This is a genomic window from Intestinimonas sp. RTP31139st1_F5_RTP31139_211217, assembly GCF_040226735.1.
Lineage (GTDB): Bacteria > Bacillota > Clostridia > Oscillospirales > Oscillospiraceae > Intestinimonas > Intestinimonas butyriciproducens.
In genome coordinates this window covers 105,457-121,219 of the sequence record NZ_JBCOAQ010000003.1, presented here as the reverse complement: position 1 = coordinate 121,219, position 15,763 = coordinate 105,457, and the positions used below count along the sequence as shown (strand labels likewise).

At 61.0% G+C, this 15,763-nt stretch carries 19 protein-coding genes and 1 tRNA gene; 5 read left to right on the top strand and 15 right to left on the bottom strand.

Annotated elements, in window-relative coordinates:
* Positions 1-16: 16 nt before the first annotated feature.
* From ABUA09_RS04125 to ABUA09_RS04115, 3 genes are read right to left on the bottom strand one after another with little or no spacing between them, the layout of a single operon-like run.
* Positions 17-214 carry a hypothetical protein gene (locus ABUA09_RS04125; RefSeq protein WP_033118206.1) on the bottom strand — a complete coding sequence of 66 codons (198 nt, stop codon included), beginning with the start codon at positions 212-214 and terminating at the stop codon, positions 17-19.
* A 20-nt stretch (positions 215-234) separates the two neighbouring features.
* Positions 235-1,158, bottom strand: a complete 924-nt coding sequence (gene pyrF / locus ABUA09_RS04120) for an orotidine-5'-phosphate decarboxylase (RefSeq protein WP_033118207.1) — start codon at positions 1,156-1,158, stop codon at positions 235-237.
* Complete coding sequence (locus ABUA09_RS04115) at positions 1,148-2,446, bottom strand: dihydroorotase (protein ID WP_279203718.1); 1,299 nt, start codon at positions 2,444-2,446, stop codon at positions 1,148-1,150. Before ABUA09_RS04115 ends, pyrF begins: the two co-directional genes overlap by 11 nt.
* A gap of 186 nt (positions 2,447-2,632) precedes the next feature.
* Between ABUA09_RS04115 and ABUA09_RS04110 the strand changes: the two genes are divergently transcribed.
* The gene (locus tag ABUA09_RS04110) at positions 2,633-2,803 is read left to right on the top strand and encodes a hypothetical protein (protein WP_156113780.1); all 171 of its coding nucleotides are present in this window, start codon (positions 2,633-2,635) and stop codon (positions 2,801-2,803) included.
* Between the two features lie 102 nt (positions 2,804-2,905).
* Here the strand turns inward: ABUA09_RS04110 and ABUA09_RS04105 are convergent, their stop codons facing one another.
* The 12 genes from ABUA09_RS04105 to acpP form a co-directional block, all read right to left on the bottom strand.
* Positions 2,906-3,364, bottom strand: coding sequence for a MarR family winged helix-turn-helix transcriptional regulator (locus tag ABUA09_RS04105; protein ID WP_033118209.1), 459 nt, complete (start codon positions 3,362-3,364; stop codon positions 2,906-2,908).
* Between the two features lie 115 nt (positions 3,365-3,479).
* A complete protein-coding gene (gene fabZ / locus ABUA09_RS04100) occupies positions 3,480-3,905 on the bottom strand; it encodes a 3-hydroxyacyl-ACP dehydratase FabZ (protein ID WP_033118210.1) in 426 nt (141 codons plus the stop codon).
* Between the two features lie 4 nt (positions 3,906-3,909).
* A complete protein-coding gene (fabF, locus tag ABUA09_RS04095; RefSeq protein ID WP_349949097.1) occupies positions 3,910-5,151 on the bottom strand; it encodes a beta-ketoacyl-ACP synthase II in 1,242 nt (413 codons plus the stop codon).
* A gap of 14 nt (positions 5,152-5,165) precedes the next feature.
* Positions 5,166-5,909 (bottom strand): 3-oxoacyl-[acyl-carrier-protein] reductase, encoded by a 744-nt coding sequence (gene fabG / locus ABUA09_RS04090; protein ID WP_033118212.1) that lies wholly within the window; start codon positions 5,907-5,909, stop codon positions 5,166-5,168.
* A 3-nt stretch (positions 5,910-5,912) separates the two neighbouring features.
* Positions 5,913-6,842: an ACP S-malonyltransferase gene (gene fabD, locus ABUA09_RS04085; RefSeq protein WP_227151949.1), complete on the bottom strand. Its 930-nt coding sequence runs from the start codon at positions 6,840-6,842 to the stop codon at positions 5,913-5,915.
* Positions 6,839-7,780, bottom strand: coding sequence for a nitronate monooxygenase (locus tag ABUA09_RS04080; protein ID WP_033118214.1), 942 nt, complete (start codon positions 7,778-7,780; stop codon positions 6,839-6,841). Before ABUA09_RS04080 ends, fabD begins: the two co-directional genes overlap by 4 nt.
* 16 nt (positions 7,781-7,796) lie before the next feature.
* Positions 7,797-8,738, bottom strand: coding sequence for a beta-ketoacyl-ACP synthase III (locus ABUA09_RS04075; RefSeq protein WP_279203725.1), 942 nt, complete (start codon positions 8,736-8,738; stop codon positions 7,797-7,799).
* The gene (locus ABUA09_RS04070) at positions 8,735-9,547 is read right to left on the bottom strand and encodes an acetyl-CoA carboxylase carboxyltransferase subunit alpha (RefSeq protein WP_033118216.1); all 813 of its coding nucleotides are present in this window, start codon (positions 9,545-9,547) and stop codon (positions 8,735-8,737) included. Before ABUA09_RS04070 ends, ABUA09_RS04075 begins: the two co-directional genes overlap by 4 nt.
* On the bottom strand, positions 9,540-10,424 hold the full coding sequence (gene accD, locus ABUA09_RS04065; RefSeq protein ID WP_033118217.1) for an acetyl-CoA carboxylase, carboxyltransferase subunit beta: 885 nt from the start codon (positions 10,422-10,424) through the stop codon (positions 9,540-9,542). The genes ABUA09_RS04070 and accD overlap by 8 nt, the downstream gene beginning before the upstream one ends.
* A complete protein-coding gene (gene accC / locus ABUA09_RS04060; RefSeq protein WP_058118105.1) occupies positions 10,421-11,794 on the bottom strand; it encodes an acetyl-CoA carboxylase biotin carboxylase subunit in 1,374 nt (457 codons plus the stop codon). The genes accD and accC overlap by 4 nt, the downstream gene beginning before the upstream one ends.
* 4 nt (positions 11,795-11,798) lie before the next feature.
* Positions 11,799-12,233 (bottom strand): acetyl-CoA carboxylase biotin carboxyl carrier protein, encoded by a 435-nt coding sequence (locus tag ABUA09_RS04055; RefSeq protein ID WP_033118219.1) that lies wholly within the window; start codon positions 12,231-12,233, stop codon positions 11,799-11,801.
* 3 nt (positions 12,234-12,236) lie between these two features.
* Positions 12,237-12,464, bottom strand: a complete 228-nt coding sequence (gene acpP, locus ABUA09_RS04050; RefSeq protein ID WP_371744279.1) for an acyl carrier protein — start codon at positions 12,462-12,464, stop codon at positions 12,237-12,239.
* Positions 12,465-12,847: 383 nt separating this feature from the next.
* Here acpP and ABUA09_RS04045 point away from each other — a divergent pair.
* From ABUA09_RS04045 to ABUA09_RS04030, 4 genes are all read left to right on the top strand, one after another.
* Positions 12,848-12,923 (top strand) — tRNA-Ala (locus tag ABUA09_RS04045).
* A gap of 367 nt (positions 12,924-13,290) precedes the next feature.
* A complete protein-coding gene (locus tag ABUA09_RS04040; RefSeq protein ID WP_227123572.1) occupies positions 13,291-13,773 on the top strand; it encodes a hypothetical protein in 483 nt (160 codons plus the stop codon).
* A gap of 85 nt (positions 13,774-13,858) precedes the next feature.
* Positions 13,859-14,572 (top strand): hypothetical protein, encoded by a 714-nt coding sequence (locus ABUA09_RS04035; RefSeq protein WP_006874038.1) that lies wholly within the window; start codon positions 13,859-13,861, stop codon positions 14,570-14,572.
* On the top strand, positions 14,557-15,762 hold the full coding sequence (locus ABUA09_RS04030) for an antirestriction protein ArdA (protein WP_021631398.1): 1,206 nt from the start codon (positions 14,557-14,559) through the stop codon (positions 15,760-15,762). Before ABUA09_RS04035 ends, ABUA09_RS04030 begins: the two co-directional genes overlap by 16 nt.
* The last annotated feature ends 1 nt before the right edge of the window (position 15,763 follow it).

The window sequence follows — 15,763 nt, the reverse complement described above, 5'->3', positions numbered from 1 at the left end:
GGGCACCTCCCGTTGGTTATTTTTTCTCTTTCCGGCGCTTCTCCTCGTCCCGCTGGATCCAGCGGGGGTCCCGGTAGAACTCATACCGCCCGCACTGGGGGCACAGGTACAGGTCCGCCCGGGCGGAGAGGAAATTCAGCCGGTCCGGCAGCAGGGCCGGGCGGACATATTCCAGCGCCGCCCCGCAGGCGACGCACTTCTTTTCCTCCGCCATGGCTGATCCCTCCGCCTCTTTTAAAGAATGGTCACATATTGACCGATGGCGTCCCGCATGGCCTCGGCGGCGGCGCGGGCGGCCTCCTGGAAGTCGGCCCCGCCCTTTCCGGTCTTCTGCCAGGCGCACATAATGGACCTAGAGGCGTTGACGACGGCCCCACAGCCCTTCCGGTCGAAGGCGTACTGCACGTCCTCGGCGGTGCCGCCCTGTGCGCCGTATCCGGGGACCAGGAAGAAGGTATGGGGCAGGCGGGCGCGCAGCTCTCTGAGCTCCTCAGGATAGGTGGCCCCGGTAACAGCGCCGGCGAGGCCGTAGCCATAGTCCCCTTCGGTGCCCGTGCCCAGCCTTTCGGCCATATCGCCCAGAAGCTGATAGACCAGCCGATCCCCGGCGGTCAGGTTCTGGAGCTCGCCGGAGCCCGGGTTGGAGGTCTTGGCCAGCAGGAACAGGCACTTGCCGTACTTCCGGCAGGTGTCGACAAAAGGGAGCACCGTGTCGGAGCCCATGTAGCCGTTCAGGGTCACGCAGTCGGCATGGAAGGCGCTGCAGGCGCTCTCTCCCACCTGGGTCTCCCCCAGCCAGCCGTCGGCATACGCCTGGGCCGTGGACCCGATGTCGCCCCGCTTGACGTCCGCGATGACGAAGAGCCCCCTCTCCTGGGCATAGGAAATGGTGCGCTCCATGACCTCCATGCCCCGCCAGCCCAGCCGCTCATAGTACGCCGACTGGGGCTTCACAGCGGGGACCACGTCGCTGAGCGCGTCGATCAGCCCTCTGTTGAACTGCCACACCGCCTCGGCGGCGCCAGCCAGCGTCTCGCCATACTGATCGCAGGCCATCTTCAGAATATGGGGCGGAATCTGTTCCGGCTTGGGGTCCAGCCCCGCGACGGTGGGATTTCTTTTCTCGATGATTTTTTTCTGTAATACGTCAAACGACATCCGCGCGTCCTCCCTCATCCCCGTAGACGACTCTGCCGCCTACGATGGTGTATTTCACTCTGCCCTTGAGCTTTCTTCCCTTGAAGGGGGTGTTCCGGCCCTTGGAGGCAAACTGGTCCGGCTCCACAGTCCACTCCTCGTCCGGCGAGAAGATGGTGAAGTCCGCCTCCCCCCCCAGACTCAGCCTGCCCTTTGGGATGCGCAGGATACAGGCCGGGTGGAACGTCATTTTTTTCAGGATATCCGAAAGGTCCATGAACCCGGTGTGGTAAAGGGCGGTCAACGTCACACCCAGCGCGGTCTCCAGGCCCACCATGCCGCTGGGCGCTTCTGCCAGCGGCTTGGCCTTTTCTTCGACCGAGTGGGGCGCGTGGTCGGTGGCGATGACGTCGATGGTACCGTCCCGCAGGCCCTCCAGGATGGCCTCCACGTCCAGCTTTGTGCGCAGAGGGGGGTTGACCCGGGCCAGACTTCCCTGCTCCAGCACCTTATCCTCGGTAAGTGTGAAGTATTGCGGGCAGGTCTCGCAGGTGATAGCCACGCCCTTTTTCTTGAATTGACGGATGATCTCCACGCTTCCCGCAGTGGATACATGACAGATATGGACTGCCGCGCCGGTCTCCTCGGCCAGCATGGCGTCCCGCATGACCATGATCTCCTCCGCGATGGCGGGACGGCCGGGCAGCCCCAGTGCCCGGGAGACCCGGCCCTCGTTCACCGCGTAGTTGCGGACCATGTCGGCGTCCTCACAGTGGGAGAGGATGGTGAGTCCCAGCCGCTTACAGCGGATCATGGCGTCCCGGACCAGATTGGCGTCCTGCACGGGCACGCCGTCGTCGGAGAGGGCCACGCACCCGGCCTCTTGCAGGGCCGCCGCGTCGGTGAGCGACTGCCCCTTCTGTCCCCGGGACACCGCCCCGATGGGCCACACCCGCACGCCGCAGGACTCCCCGGCCCGCCGGAGCACATACTCGATCTGCTCCGGCGTATCCAGCACGGGCCGGGTATTGGGCATACAGGCTACGGAGGTGAATCCTCCCCGGGCCGCCGCCGCCGCTCCGGTGGTGATGTCCTCCTTATATTCAAAGCCCGGCTCCCGCAGGTGGACGTGCATATCCACAAGGCCCGCGCATACGTTGAGGCCCCTGGCGTCGATCACCCGGGCCTCCGGTTCCCTCAAATCGCTTCCGATGACGGCCAGCTTGCCGTCCTCGATGAGAATATCCATCACGCCGCCGATCCCCCCCACGGGGTCCACCAGGCGGCCCTTCCGGATGAGCAGCTTCACTTTGTCGCTCCTTTCCCGCGTTCGTTTTTCCTCTTGGTATACATAAAGAAAGGGACCGGTTCCCCGTTCCCTCCGGCTTGACGAATTGCAGGTATATTATATCGTATCGCGCATTTTTTAGCAATGGATTTTTCTCCATTTCCGGACACAATAACGTCATACCGGAGAAAAGGAGGAGAAAAGCAAATGGAACACCATCACACCCTGCGCAATATTGGTATTGGCATGGCCGCCGGCGCCGCCTTGGGCATGGCGGTCCTCGCCCCCAGGCAGAAGACCCTGAAGGCCACCGCCAAGAAGGCTGTCCGCGCCATGGAGGACGTGGCTGAAAACGTGACTCAGACCCTGGGCATGTAATATGGCCGAACGGTTCTCACAGGGGTCGTTCTCTGTCCCCTTGGGATCCGTCCGGTCATAAAAAGGGCCCGCTCCGCACAAAAATGCGGGGCGGGTCCTTTCTCACGTCCGTGGAGACAGCCTGGGCAGAGGGATCTCCGGCATCAGTTCCCCGGAGATGATATCCAGCATCTCCTCGATCTTTTTGACATCCTCCTCGGGGAACCGCGCGCGGATGCGCGCCATCACCGTGCCCAGATAGCTGTAGCTGATGTTGTAGTAGTCAATGTACTTCTGGGTGACCACCAAATGGTACTCCCGCTTGTCCTCCTCCGACTGTTCCTTGCGCACATAGCCTTTCTGGATCAGATTGTTGATCTTATATGCGGCGTTGGGGGGTGAAATCCCCACAAAGCTGGAGAATTCGTTGACCGTAGGCCGCCCCAGCGCCATGATGATCTCCATGCAGAAGGTCTCCACAGTGGTGAGGCTTGCCTCCCGCTTCTGAAACCGTCCAAAAACCGCGCGATAAAAATGAAGCTTGAATTTGGTATACACTTCGTTAAAGGCCTGCTCCAGCATGCTGCTCCCCCCAAAAACGGCGTTCGTCCTACTTTATTTATTATATCTGATCCGCGCCGTTTTGGCAACGGTCATAGGCGCTTGGAGCTCCCGGAGCCATGCCGGTCGTCAGGTGTCACCCGATGGCAAAGGTCAGCTCGCCCTGAGCCGCCACCTTGCCGTCCACCTTGGCCACCGCCTTACCGAACCCCACGCTTCCCCGCCGCTCCACCAGCTCACAGGAGAGCTCCAGCACGTCGCCGGGCACCACCTGCCGTTTGAAGCGTGCATTTTTGATCCCGCCGAAGAACGCGATTTTTCCTCTGTTTTCCGGCAGAGACAGGATCGCCACCGCTCCCACCTGGGCCAGAGCCTCAATGATGAGCACCCCCGGCATGACGTGGTGCTGCGGGAAATGTCCGGCAAAAAAGGGCTCGTTGACGGTAACCGCCTTTCTGCCTTTGGCCCATACGCCGGGCTCGTAGTCGGTGATCCTGTCCACCAGCAGGAAGGGCGGACGATGGGGAATGATCTCCTGGATCTGATTGGCGTTCAGTTCCATCTCTTTATGCCTCCCATTTCTTCAGCAGAATACTGGCGTTATGGCCGCCGAACCCCAGGGAGTTGGACATGGCATAGCGGAGCAGGGCCTTCCGGCCCTCGTTGGGCACAATATCCAGATCGCACTCCGGATCGGGTTCCCGATAGCCGATGGTGGCGGGGGCAAAGTCCTCCTTCAGGCTGAGCGCGGTGAAAATGGCCTCCACCGCTCCGGCTGCCCCCAGCATATGGCCGGTCATGGACTTGGTGGAACTCATCATCAGCCTGCGGGCGTGTGCTCCAAAGGCAGTTTTGACCGCCTGCGTCTCACAGACGTCGTTCATCGGGGTGGAGGTGCCGTGGGCGTTGATATAGTCCACCTGCTCCGGCTCCACGCCCGCATCCGCCAGGGCCATGGTCATGCACCGGGCGGCTCCCGCGCCGCCGGGTGCAGGGGCCGTGATGTGGTGGGCGTCGCAGGTGGCGCCATAGCCCACCACCTCCGCCAGGATGGGCGCCCGCCGCCGCCGGGCGTGTTTCAGCTCCACCAGCACCAGAATGCCGGCCCCTTCACCCATCACAAAGCCGCTGCGCGCCGCGTCAAAGGGGATGGAAGCCCTGTCCGGCTCCTCCGCCGTGCTCAGGGCGTGCATGGAGGTAAAGCCTCCCATGGCCAGCTCGTTGACAACGGCCTCCGCGCCCCCGCAGAGGACCACATCGGCATAGCCGTCCCGGACCTGTCGGAGGGCGTCGCCCACGGCGTTGGTCCCTCCCGCGCAGGCCGTGGTGGGACATGTCGCCATGCCTGTGATCCCATATTTGATGGCGATCTGAGCCGCGGCCATGTTGCCGATGGCCATGGGAATAAAGAAGGGGGATATCCTGTCATACCCCTTTGCCTCCCCTTTGGCGCACTCATGCTGCATGGTGGTGAGCCCTCCGATGCCGCAGGAGACGATGAGCCCACACCGATAGGGGTCCTCGGCGGAGAACTCCAGCCCGCTCTGCGCCACCGCCTCTCCGGCGGCGGCCAAGGCGAATTGGGCAAAGCGGTCCATCTTCCGCGCCTCCCGCTTTTCCATATAGTCGGCGGGCTCAAACCCCTTTACCTCGCCCGCCAGCTTGGCCTTCATACCGGAGGTATCGTACAGGGTGATGGGTGCGATGCCGCAGGTCCCGGCCCGTACTGCCAGCCAGCTCTCCTCCACGGTAAGCCCCAGGGGCGTGACCGCTCCCATACCGGTAATGACTACCCTTCTCTTCTCCATGGTCTCCTCCTTATTTATACGGCCATGCCGCCGTCCACACAGAGGACCTGTCCCGTCACATATCCGGCCCCGTCCCCTGCGAAAAAGGCCACCGCCTTCGCCACGTCCTCCCCCTGGCCCAATCTCCCCATGGGGATAGAGGCCAGCATGGACTCCCGCGCCTTTTCGGGGAGCGCCGCTGTCATATCGGTATCGATAAAACCGGGGGCCACCGCGTTTACCGTGACGTTCCGTCCGGCCAGCTCTTTGGCCATGGACTTGGTAAGGCCGATGAGCCCCGCCTTGCTGGCGGCGTAGTTGGCCTGTCCCGCGTTGCCCCGCAGGCCCACAATACTGGAGAGATTCACCACACGGCCGTATTTCTGTTTCATCATGGGCCGGTAAGCCGCCCGCATGCAGTGAAACGCCCCCTTTAGGTTAGCGTCCAGCACCGCATCCCAGTCGGCGTCCTTCAGCATGGGCATCAGGCCGTCCCGGGTAATCCCGGCGTTGTTGACCAGGATATCCAGCCGCCCAAACCGGGACAGCACCTCTTTGACCATGGCGTCACAGGCCGCGGCATCCGCCACGTCGGCCTGTACGGAAAAGGCATCCACTCCCATCGCTTTGCAGGACTCCACAGTCTCCTCCGCTGCCGCCGCGTTTCCCGCATAATTCACGGCCACACATGCGCCGCGCCGGGCCAGCTCCAGGCAGACCGCCCTTCCAATGCCGCGGCTGCCGCCGGTGACCAGCGCCGCTTTCCCTTTCAGCTCCATGGGTCACGCTCCTTTCAGGACGGAGACGACATGTTCCAGGTCCTCTGCCGTCTCTACCGCATAGGTCTTGATTCCCTTGGCTGTCTTTTTTACAAAGCCGGAGAGCGCCTTACCGGGCCCGATCTCCACCACGGTGTCCACCCCCTGGGCCTCCAGGAAGCGAATGCTGTCCTCCATGTGGACACTGTTCTGCACCTGCCGCACCAGAAGGCCTGGAATGGTATCTCCCTCCCGCATGGGACCTCCCAGGCAGTTAAAGAGCGTGGGCACCTCCATGGGCCCGAACTCCACTCCCTTCAGCCGCTCCTCCAGGGCCCTGCCCGCCGGCGCCATCAGCGAGGTGTGGAAGGGTCCGCTCACTTTGAGGGGGATCACACGTCTGGCACCCGCCTCCAGTGCCAGACATCCCGCCTCTTCCACAGCTAGGGCGTCTCCCCCGATGACGATCTGTCCGGGGCAGTTGAGGTTGGCGATCTCGGCCACCCCTAGATGGGAGGCCGCGTCACAGCAGGCCTGGAGCTCCTCCCTGCCCAGCATAAAAATGGCCGCCATGGCACTGAGGCGCCCCTGGACCGCTTCCGCCATGGCCTTTCCCCGGAACGCCACCAGCTCGATAGCCGTGGCCGGGTCCAGCACTCCAGAGGCGTGCAGGGCAGAGTACTCGCCCAGGCTGAGCCCTGCGGTCACGGAAGGCCGGACGCCCTTCTCCTGTAATACCTCCGTCACGCCGGTGGCAAAGGCCACCATACAGGGCTGGGTGTACTGGGTTTGATTCAGAGTCTCGTCCGGGCCCTCAAAACAGACCTTTTCCAGATCGAAATCCACTTTGGCGCTTTCAAATACAGAGCGAAAGGCGGGATAGGTCTCATAGAGATCCCGCCCCATCCCCGGGTGCTGGGTGCCCTGTCCCGCATACAGAAAAGCCACTTTCATGAGAAAACCTCCTGTTCCAATTCCCGCAGGTGGGCGCCGCAGCCGCCACACAGCTCCTCCAGGATGGCCCGCAAAGGGCGGATCTCCCGAAGCATGCCGGACACCTGTCCCGCCATCAGGCTGCCGTTTTTCACATCTCCATCGAAGACGGCCCGGCGCAGGCTGCCCAAGGTAAACTGCTCCAACTCCATCTTGTCCGCGCCCTCCCGTTCCCTGGCCACATAGGCCCGGGCCATGGCGTTTTTCAAAATGCGCACCGGCGTACCGCCGATGCGGCCCGTCACCACCGTACCGCTGTCCTTCGCCTTCAGCACGGCCTCTTTATAATTGGGGTGGATGGGGCATTCCTCACTCACCAGCAGGCAGGTGCCCACCTGGGCGCCGCAGGCTCCCAGAGCATAGGCCGCCAGGAGCTGACGGGCGTCCGCGATGCCTCCGGCGGCCACCACCGGGATGCCCACCGCGTCGCAAACCTGCGGGACCAGAGCCATGGTGGTGAGCTCCCCCACATGTCCGCCGGACTCGGTGCCCTCGGCGATGACCCCGTCCGCGCCGGCGCGCTCCACCAGCCGGGCCAGCGCCACCGCAGCCACCACCGGAAATACCTTGGCGCCGGACTCCTTCCAGCGCGGGATGAAGCGTGCCGGATTCCCCGCGCCGGTGGTGATCACCGCCACCCGCTCCTCCGCTGCGATATCCGCCATCTCCTCCGCCTGTGGGTGCATCAGCATGATATTCACGCCAAAGGGACGGTCCGTCAGGGTCCTGCACCTGCGTATGCTCTCCCGAAAGCCCGCTGCATCCATGCCGCCTCCGCCGATGAGTCCCAGGGCGCCGGCGTTGGAGACGGCGGCGGCAAATTCGGCGGTGGCAATATTGGCCATACCGCCCTGAACAATGGGGAATTCCGTACCCAGCAGCTCATTGAGTCTCGTCATCGTCTTTTCTCCTTACTTACCATTCCAGCAGCGCGCCGCCCCAGGTAAGGCCCGCGCCAAATCCGATGCACATGACCTTCTGGCCCCGCAGCAGCAGGCCAGACTCCGCCATCTCATCCAGGGCAATAGGAATACTGGCCGCCGAGGTATTTCCATAGCGCTCCATATTCTGATAAAAACGGCCCTCCGGGAGGCGCAGCTTTTTTGCCACATGATCGATGATCCGGCGGTTGGCCTGGTGAGGCACGAACCAGTCGATGTCCTCCAGTTCCAGTCCTGTCCGCCCCAACAGCTCTTCGATACAGCGGGGGATGGCCTCCACCGCAAAGCGGAACACCTTCTGCCCGTCCATCTTAATGTAGGGGCGCGCTTCCTGTCCGGGACCCGGCACGAGGATGGCCTCTTCCTCTCCCCTGGCGCCCAAGGTACTGGCCCAAACCGCCTGTTCCTCCAGCGTGAGCACCGCCGCGCCGGCTCCGTCCCCGAAGAGGACGCAGGTGCTCCGATCCGCAAAGTCGGTGATTCGGCTGAGCACCTCCGCACCGATCAGCAGTGCATAGCGCCTCGGGCTCTGCAGCAGCAGCCCCCGGATCACCTGGAGCCCATAGAGAAACCCGGTACACCCCGCATTCAGGTCAAAACAGGGGATGTCTTCCGGGAGCCCCAGCCGCCGCTGGAGCAGGCAGGCCTCACTGGGGGCCAGATAATCCGGTGTGATCGTGCATACCACACAAGCTCCCAGCTCTTCCGAACGGATACCTGCCCGCTCCATCGCCTGTTGGGCCGCACCGGCCGAAAGGTCCGCTGCCGTCTCCTCTCCGCAAAATCGCCGGGTCCGGATGCCTGTCCGTGAAAAAATCCACTCATCGTTGGTCTCCACCAGCTCGCTCATGTCCTTGTTGGTCACACTCCGCCAGGGCAGACAGCGACCGGTGGATATCATCTTCAATCCTCTCATGGGGCCTCCCTACGGGACCGGGGCGCGCCCATCCCGCGAAATTTTTCGTACCTTTTCTGTGCAAAATCCCCCTCCCGCAGGACTTGCTCCAGTCCCAGCGAAAGGGCCCGGTCCACTGCCGCAAAGGCGGCCTCCGGGCAGGCATGAGCCCCTTCAGGCGGTTCAGGAATGACCTCGTCCACCACGCCTAGGGTCTTGAGGTCCCGTGCGGTCAGCTTCATGGCCTCCGCCGCCTCGCTGCTGCGGGCGGCATCCTTCCAGAGGATGGCCGCAAACCCCTCTGGCGAGAGAACGGAGTAAACCGCGTTTTCCAGCATGAGGACCCGGTTGGCCACCGCCAACGCCAGGGCTCCTCCGCTTCCCCCTTCTCCGGTCACCACGGTGAGCACAGGCACCCGGAGCCCGCTCATCAGGGCCAGTGTGGAGGCGATGGCCTCTCCCTGGCCCCGGGCCTCCGCCTCCGGGCCGGGGTAAGCGCCCGGCGTATCCACAAAGGTAATGACCGGGCGGCCGAACTTTTCCGCCTGACGCATCAGGCGTTGGGCCTTCCGGTACCCCTCGGGGCCCGGCATCCCGAAATTCACCTTCAGATTTTCAGCCCGGTCTCTCCCTTTCCGATGTCCCAGGACCGTGACCGGGAGTCCCCGATAGCGGGCGATGCCTCCCAGAATGCTGGGGTCCTCCCGGCACCGGCGGTCCCCCTTCTGCTCAAAAAAGTCGGTAAACAGGGCTGCGATATAGTCCGCCGTCCCCGGCCTGCCGGCATGACGGGCTAGAGCTACCCGCTGAGCCGCGGTGTAGTCAGCCATTTCCCCTCCCCCCTCTCTGGTGGAGCCGCAGAAGCTGCGAGATCACCTGGCGCATCCGGTCCCTGGAGACGATTTGATCCACAAATCCGTGTTCCTCCAGATATTCGGCGCACTGAAACCCGTCCGGCAGTCTTTGTCCGATGGTCTGCTCGATCACCCTGGGACCGGCAAATCCGATCAGTGCCCCCGGCTCCGCCAGCGTCACGTCACCCAGGGAAGCAAACGACGCAGTCACGCCTCCGGTGGTGGGGTGGGTAAGCACAGAGAGGTAAAAGCCTCCGTGGGAGGAAAATCTGCCTAGGGCGGCGCTGGTCTTAGCCATCTGCATCAGGGATAGGATTCCCTCCTGCATCCGAGCTCCGCCGCTGGCGGAGAAGATCACCAGCGGCAGCCCCATCCGGTCGGCATACTCCACCGCCCGCGTCACCTTTTCCCCCACAGCGGCTCCCATACTGCCCATGAGGAATCGGCTGTCCAGCACGCAGAAAATCGCGCTGCTGCCGTCCACCTTTCCCCGCGCCGCCACTGCGCCCTCGGTAAGGCCGGTGGCCTTCCGCGCTGCACGGAGCTTTTCCTCATACCCGGGAAATCCGAGCGTGTTGGGCGCCGCCAGCCGCTCCTCCAGCTCGCAGAAGCTCTTGGAGTCCAAAAGCATGCTCAGGCGCAGGTAGGCGCCGATCGGGTGGTGATAGCCGCACTGGGGACAGACATACAACGTCCGCGCCAGCTCCCGCTTCGATACCCCAGCGCCGCAGTGGGGGCACTTGCTGAAAGCCGCCTTTGCCGCATGCCGGCGGGGAACGTCGGTCTCCACCCCCTCACGGCGCGCCTTGAGCTGAATCATATGCGCCCGGCGCCGGCTGAAGGAATCGCTCATCTCTCTCCCTCGCCCTCCCACTGTAGCAGCGCCTCCAGATGCCGCTCCAAAAAGCTTGTGTCGTACTTGCCCTTGACAAAATCAGGATGATACAAAATAAGATGGCAGAGATCGGCGGTGGTGGGATAGCCCTCAATGACCACTTCCTCCAGCGCCCGCCGCATCCTGCGGATCGCCTCCAAGCGGGTGTGGGCGTGTACCACCACCTTTGCCGCCAGTGAGTCATACTGGGGCGGCATGACACACCCGCAGTACAGCGCCGTGTCCACCCGCACACCGGGTCCGCCGGGCAGGTGAAGGAACCGCGTGGTCCCCGGTCCGGGCCGGAATCCGGCCCCCGGATCCTCGGCGTTGATCCGGCATTCCAGCGCATGGCCGTTCTGCCGCACCTCGCTCTGGGTCATTCCCAACGGCAGCCCAGCCGCGATGCGGATCTGTTCCCGCACCAAGTCTACCCCCGTGATCATCTCGGTCACGGGATGCTCCACCTGGATCCGGGTGTTCATCTCGATAAAATAGAACGCACCCGAGCCATCCAGCACAAACTCCACGGTCCCGGCACTCTGATAACGGGCGCACTGCGCCGCCCGGACAGCGGCCGCCCCCATCGCCTGGCGCAGGTCCGCATCCAGTCCTCTGGACGGGGATTCCTCCACCAGCTTCTGGTTTTTTCTCTGGATGGAGCAGTCCCGCTCCCCCAGATGGACCACGTTTCCATGGCTGTCCGCCAGGACCTGAAATTCAATGTGGCGCGGATGCAGGATCAGCTTTTCCACGTAGAGCTCCCCATCACCGAAACAGGCCACCGCCTCGGCCTGCGCGGCAGCATAGAGCCCGGGCAGCTCTTCCGGCGCATCTACCCGGCGCATCCCCCGACCGCCGCCGCCGGAGGAGGCCTTAACCAGGACGGGATAGCCGACCGCCCCGGCCACTGCGGCCGCCTGCTCCAGGCTCCGCACGGGGCCGTCGGACCCCGGCACCACAGGGACGCGGTTCTCCCGCATAAGCATGCGGGCGGCCGCCTTGTTGCCCATGGTCCGGATCACGTCCCCGCCAGGGCCGATAAACTTGAGGCCGCATTCTGCACACAGGTCTGCCAGCTCCGCGTTCTCTGAGAGGAACCCATAGCCGGGATGGATGGCGTCACATCCGGTCTCCACCGCCGCCGTGAGGATGGCCGGCAGGTTGAGGTAGCTGTCCGCCGCGCGGGCCGGGCCAATGCACACCGCCCGGGTGGCCAGCTTTACATGGAGCGCCTCCGCATCGGCCGTGGAGTAGACGGCCACGGTCTCGATCTCCATCTCCCGGCAGGTACGGATGATGCGGACGGCGATCTCTCCCCGGTTGGCGATCAGGATCCGATGGAACATAGGCTCACTGCTCCTTGATCCGGAAAAGCGGCGTGTCGAAACCAACCAATTCTCCGTCCTTTACCAGCACCTCCAGAATGGTGCCGTCCGCCGGCGCCAGGACCTCGGACATCATTTTCATGGCTTCCAGAACACAAAGGGTCTGCCCCTTTGACACCCTGTCCCCGGCAGAGACAAAGGGCGCGGTGCCGGGTGCCGGGGAGGCATAAAAGGTCCCGACCTGAGATGCCTTCAGCAGCGTTGCTCCGTCCTCACCAGCCGGCCTTTCTCCGCTCCCGGCCTTTTCTTCCGCCGCGGGCACAGGCCCGGTCACAACCCCTACGGCCTTGGCCGCACCTTTTCTCAGCCGCAGCTTCCACCCGTCCGCCTCCAGCTCCAGCCGATCCGCCGCAGAGCCATCAAAGCGGTCCAGCAGCACTAAAACGTCTGCAAGTTCCATGGCTCAGCCCTGGTGGGCTTCCAGATAGCGGACAATATCGCCCACTGTTTTCATATTTTGAAGCTCCTCGTCCGCCACAGAGTATCCCAGGGCCTCCTCCAGCGCCATGTTCAGCTCCACGGCATCCAGAGAGTCTGCCTCCAGATCCTCCACCAGCCTGGCCTCCATCGTGATATCTTCAGGCTCACAGCTCAAAGAATCCAGGATCACAGCTTTTATTTGTTCAAACATTGTCATGCGCTCCTTTCGCAATACGAGGGTTAGTTTTTATTATTTTAATTAAATATATTTAACTAAAATAATTTAAGCGATATTTTACCAGAATCCTAGAAAATGTCAACCGTTAACTTGCACAATCTTGTTTGATGTTCAAATTTCTATGCCGCCGCATTTCCCCTCCGAAAAATAAATTTTTCTGTTGACAAGCTCATCGCCCGATGGTAAAATAATACACGTTCTGTGCAGGACATCTTGTTCTGGAGCAGGGTCAGCTTTTTGGGGGTATAGCTCAGCTGGGAGCGCAAGCAACCGGGTGTGCTCCCCCGCAACGGAGAGTAAAGTCAAAAAATTGAATAGCTCAGAAATCCAGCAAAATCAAGGGTTTCTGGCAACATGGGGGTATAGCTCAGCTGGGAGAGCGCTTGAATGGCATTCAAGAGGTCAGCGGTTCGATCCCGCTTATCTCCACCAAAAACAATGACTCACACAGACCAAATGTGTGAGTCATTGTTCTATCCATACGAAAACACAAAGAGGACGGACACCTGATTCCCTTCCCCCGGAGAAAAACCAATATAGTTATTGAAGCGGAGATTCGATGATAGAATCTCCGCTTTTTTGTTGTCGTCCCAACAGATAAAAAAGAAATGAGGTTTAACCATTGAAAAAATTTTTTGAAGAACTTTCCCGGCGCCTGAGAGAAGGCGGAGTTGAATCATCCAATGTAGAGGATAGGCGGCTGGAGATTTTCCTCCATGGTCAGCCTGTCCTCTTTGTTTCTCCAGGAAACGATGTGTTCCTTTTTCCTGCCGGAAGCAATAATCCGGAGGCCAGTGAATTGTACCACAGAGTCGCACAGACCGCAGATGAAGTGTACACTTATGTTGAGGAGGTTCAAACTGCGCCCACCCTTCATATCAGCGGTCTGAGCGAAAAATTCCATCTGCTGGCGGATTTTGGCGGCGCAGTGCTGGCTGGCCGGGAGTTGGAAAATGGCAGGGGCTATCAGTTTGTCACTTGGATCTGGGACTATAACAGAACCGGCGTGAGCTACGGACATTATTATGATGAAGATTTTTGCGGGGCCAAGCAGGATTTTGCCGTCCGCTCCGGGCTGATCTCCAAGACCCAGCTTTTCTCACCGGAGGAGCTAACTGAACTCTACCGGGCCACAGACTACCTGCTGGATGAAGGCCCAGAGCTGGAAGATGGACACCTCAAAGCCATGCAGACCGCAAGGACAAAGATCGAATACACTGTCCCAGATCTGGCGGACAGACTGGAGCAGGGACAAGCACAGGAGCCACAAATTGATATGTGACATCAGAAAAAGCGGGAGCCGCATCTGCACACACTGTGCAGCATAAGCAGCTCCCGCTTTTTTGTTTTGAAAGAAGGAGTGTGCCATGACAAGATATTTCGCTCAGAATACCCCTCGAGCTGGTCTGGAGCATATGATGATGAGCGTCCCTGGCTTCCAGAAGCGCGGCGGCGGGATGATGATCCTCAGCCGCTTCTGCTACAAGCCGGAGGATGTGGATTGCCGGTACTGCCTGCATTACCGCCGCCGATCCTGTCAAGTCCGCACCTGTCCGTATATCGCGGAGCGGTTGAAGTCCGGCGCGATTGAGTACCTGGATTTGATTCTGGAATATTTCGGACACATCCCTCATGCCGGCCTGCACAAGAGGATTCAGGCTGTGGAACACTGGAGCGGGCCGGATCAGGCAGTCCTGCACACAGTGTCCGTCCACCTCAGAAGCCGCTTTGCGGACAGGGTATGGGATGATGCGCCTCCTGGCTATCTGGCGGCGCTCTATCTTCTCGCCTCAAAGGAGCGACTCTGGCAACCGGCGCTCCCCGCTCTTTCACACGATTCCATTGATTTCAGCCGCATCGTATCCAAACCCCATGGATTTGCGATACAGGATTACCCCATCTTTTATTCCGCCAGACGGCTGTATGACCTGAAGTCACCCATGGAGGCAGAAGATTTGGCACACCCAAAACTGGTGAGTGATCTGGACTTCCACAATATTATTTACGCAACCATGATTGCCAGATATGGAAAGGCGGTCATGGATGCGAGTAAGGAGGCACCAGAATGGGCTATGTGCTGAAAGCGGTACTGAGCAGCGCTCAGCACCCGGAATATGGGCAGATTACGGTTCCATTCCCTATCCCCGATGAGAAATATGACCGCATGATCGAACTGCTGGAGCCATTGGAAATCGGTGACGCGCTCCGGCAGGATTGCCGGGTGGATGAACTGGACAGCTTCTATACCGTACTGAACAGGCTGGTTGGCTCATTGGTCAATTTTGATGAGCTGGACTATCTGGCCAAACGGCTGGACAGTTTTGATGACGGTGAGGCTGCCCAGTTCCAGGGAATGGCCTGCAAATTGGGCGTCTCAAATATAAAGGATTTCATCAATCTGACCTTTTGCTGCCAGCAGGCCACGGTCATCACAGACTTCTCCGACCTGGACGCCATTGGGCGGCAGCACTACATGACGATGCAGGGTGGGGGCTGCAGAATCGAGGAGCTCGAGCGGCTGGATGGCCGCAAGTTCGCTCTGGACCTGATCCTCAATCATCTTGAGGGAAGGATTACCCCTTATGGCGTGGTCTATGATAACGGGATGAAACTGGAGCAGCTCTATGACGGCCGCCACTTCCCCTGTTACCACTACCAGCCGAATCTGCTGGCGGTAGGGCTTTCCTCCCGGCAGGAGCCGGAAAATACAGATCAAATCACTTGGCTGCTCCTGCCCTGCTCCGAGCAACAGCTCCAGCGTGGAATTGCACGCTCAGGCGTTAACATCCACGATGCCCGCATCTGGTATGAGGACAGTCTGCTTCCATCCGAGGTGGAGGAGGTCCTGGAGGGACAACGGGAGGATCTATTCGCGCTGAATGATATGGCGACGGCCATCGCTGCACTGTCTGATTTGGAACAGAAAAAGTTGACGGCGGTCATGGAGATGGCCAAGCCGGAGTGTGCCGGCGAGATACGCGAACTGGCCAAAAATCTGGAGCTGTTTGAGTTTGCACCCAAAGTCCGCACTCCCGCCGAATATGGCAGATACATGATCCAGGACTCCGGCCATTATGAATATGACCCCAATCTGGAGGAGTTCTATGATTATGAGCGTTACGGCAAACTCCGTATGGAGAAGGAAACAGGAGCCTTCACGGAGAAAGGATATGTGGCCTACTGTGGCACATTGACATTGGGGGAGCTGATGGCCGGCGGTCCGGCAGAGCAGCACCAGCGGGAACAGGAATTTCAGATGGGAGGAATGTAAC

Coding starts and splice junctions, on each gene's coding strand:
- ABUA09_RS04125 (WP_033118206.1), bottom strand. CDS start 214: ATGGCGGAGGAAAAGAAGTGCGTCGCCTGCGGGGCGGCGCTGGAATAT.
- pyrF (WP_033118207.1), bottom strand. CDS start 1,158: ATGTCGTTTGACGTATTACAGAAAAAAATCATCGAGAAAAGAAATCCC.
- ABUA09_RS04110 (WP_156113780.1), top strand. CDS start 2,633: ATGGAACACCATCACACCCTGCGCAATATTGGTATTGGCATGGCCGCC.
- ABUA09_RS04105 (WP_033118209.1), bottom strand. CDS start 3,364: ATGCTGGAGCAGGCCTTTAACGAAGTGTATACCAAATTCAAGCTTCAT.
- fabZ (WP_033118210.1), bottom strand. CDS start 3,905: ATGGAACTGAACGCCAATCAGATCCAGGAGATCATTCCCCATCGTCCG.
- fabF (WP_349949097.1), bottom strand. CDS start 5,151: ATGGAGAAGAGAAGGGTAGTCATTACCGGTATGGGAGCGGTCACGCCC.
- fabG (WP_033118212.1), bottom strand. CDS start 5,909: ATGGAGCTGAAAGGGAAAGCGGCGCTGGTCACCGGCGGCAGCCGCGGC.
- fabD (WP_227151949.1), bottom strand. CDS start 6,842: ATGAAAGTGGCTTTTCTGTATGCGGGACAGGGCACCCAGCACCCGGGG.
- ABUA09_RS04080 (WP_033118214.1), bottom strand. CDS start 7,780: ATGACGAGACTCAATGAGCTGCTGGGTACGGAATTCCCCATTGTTCAG.
- ABUA09_RS04075 (WP_279203725.1), bottom strand. CDS start 8,738: ATGAGAGGATTGAAGATGATATCCACCGGTCGCTGTCTGCCCTGGCGG.
- ABUA09_RS04070 (WP_033118216.1), bottom strand. CDS start 9,547: ATGGCTGACTACACCGCGGCTCAGCGGGTAGCTCTAGCCCGTCATGCC.
- accD (WP_033118217.1), bottom strand. CDS start 10,424: ATGAGCGATTCCTTCAGCCGGCGCCGGGCGCATATGATTCAGCTCAAG.
- accC (WP_058118105.1), bottom strand. CDS start 11,794: ATGTTCCATCGGATCCTGATCGCCAACCGGGGAGAGATCGCCGTCCGC.
- ABUA09_RS04055 (WP_033118219.1), bottom strand. CDS start 12,233: ATGGAACTTGCAGACGTTTTAGTGCTGCTGGACCGCTTTGATGGCTCT.
- acpP (WP_371744279.1), bottom strand. CDS start 12,464: ATGTTTGAACAAATAAAAGCTGTGATCCTGGATTCTTTGAGCTGTGAG.
- ABUA09_RS04035 (WP_006874038.1), top strand. CDS start 13,859: ATGACAAGATATTTCGCTCAGAATACCCCTCGAGCTGGTCTGGAGCAT.
- ABUA09_RS04030 (WP_021631398.1), top strand. CDS start 14,557: ATGGGCTATGTGCTGAAAGCGGTACTGAGCAGCGCTCAGCACCCGGAA.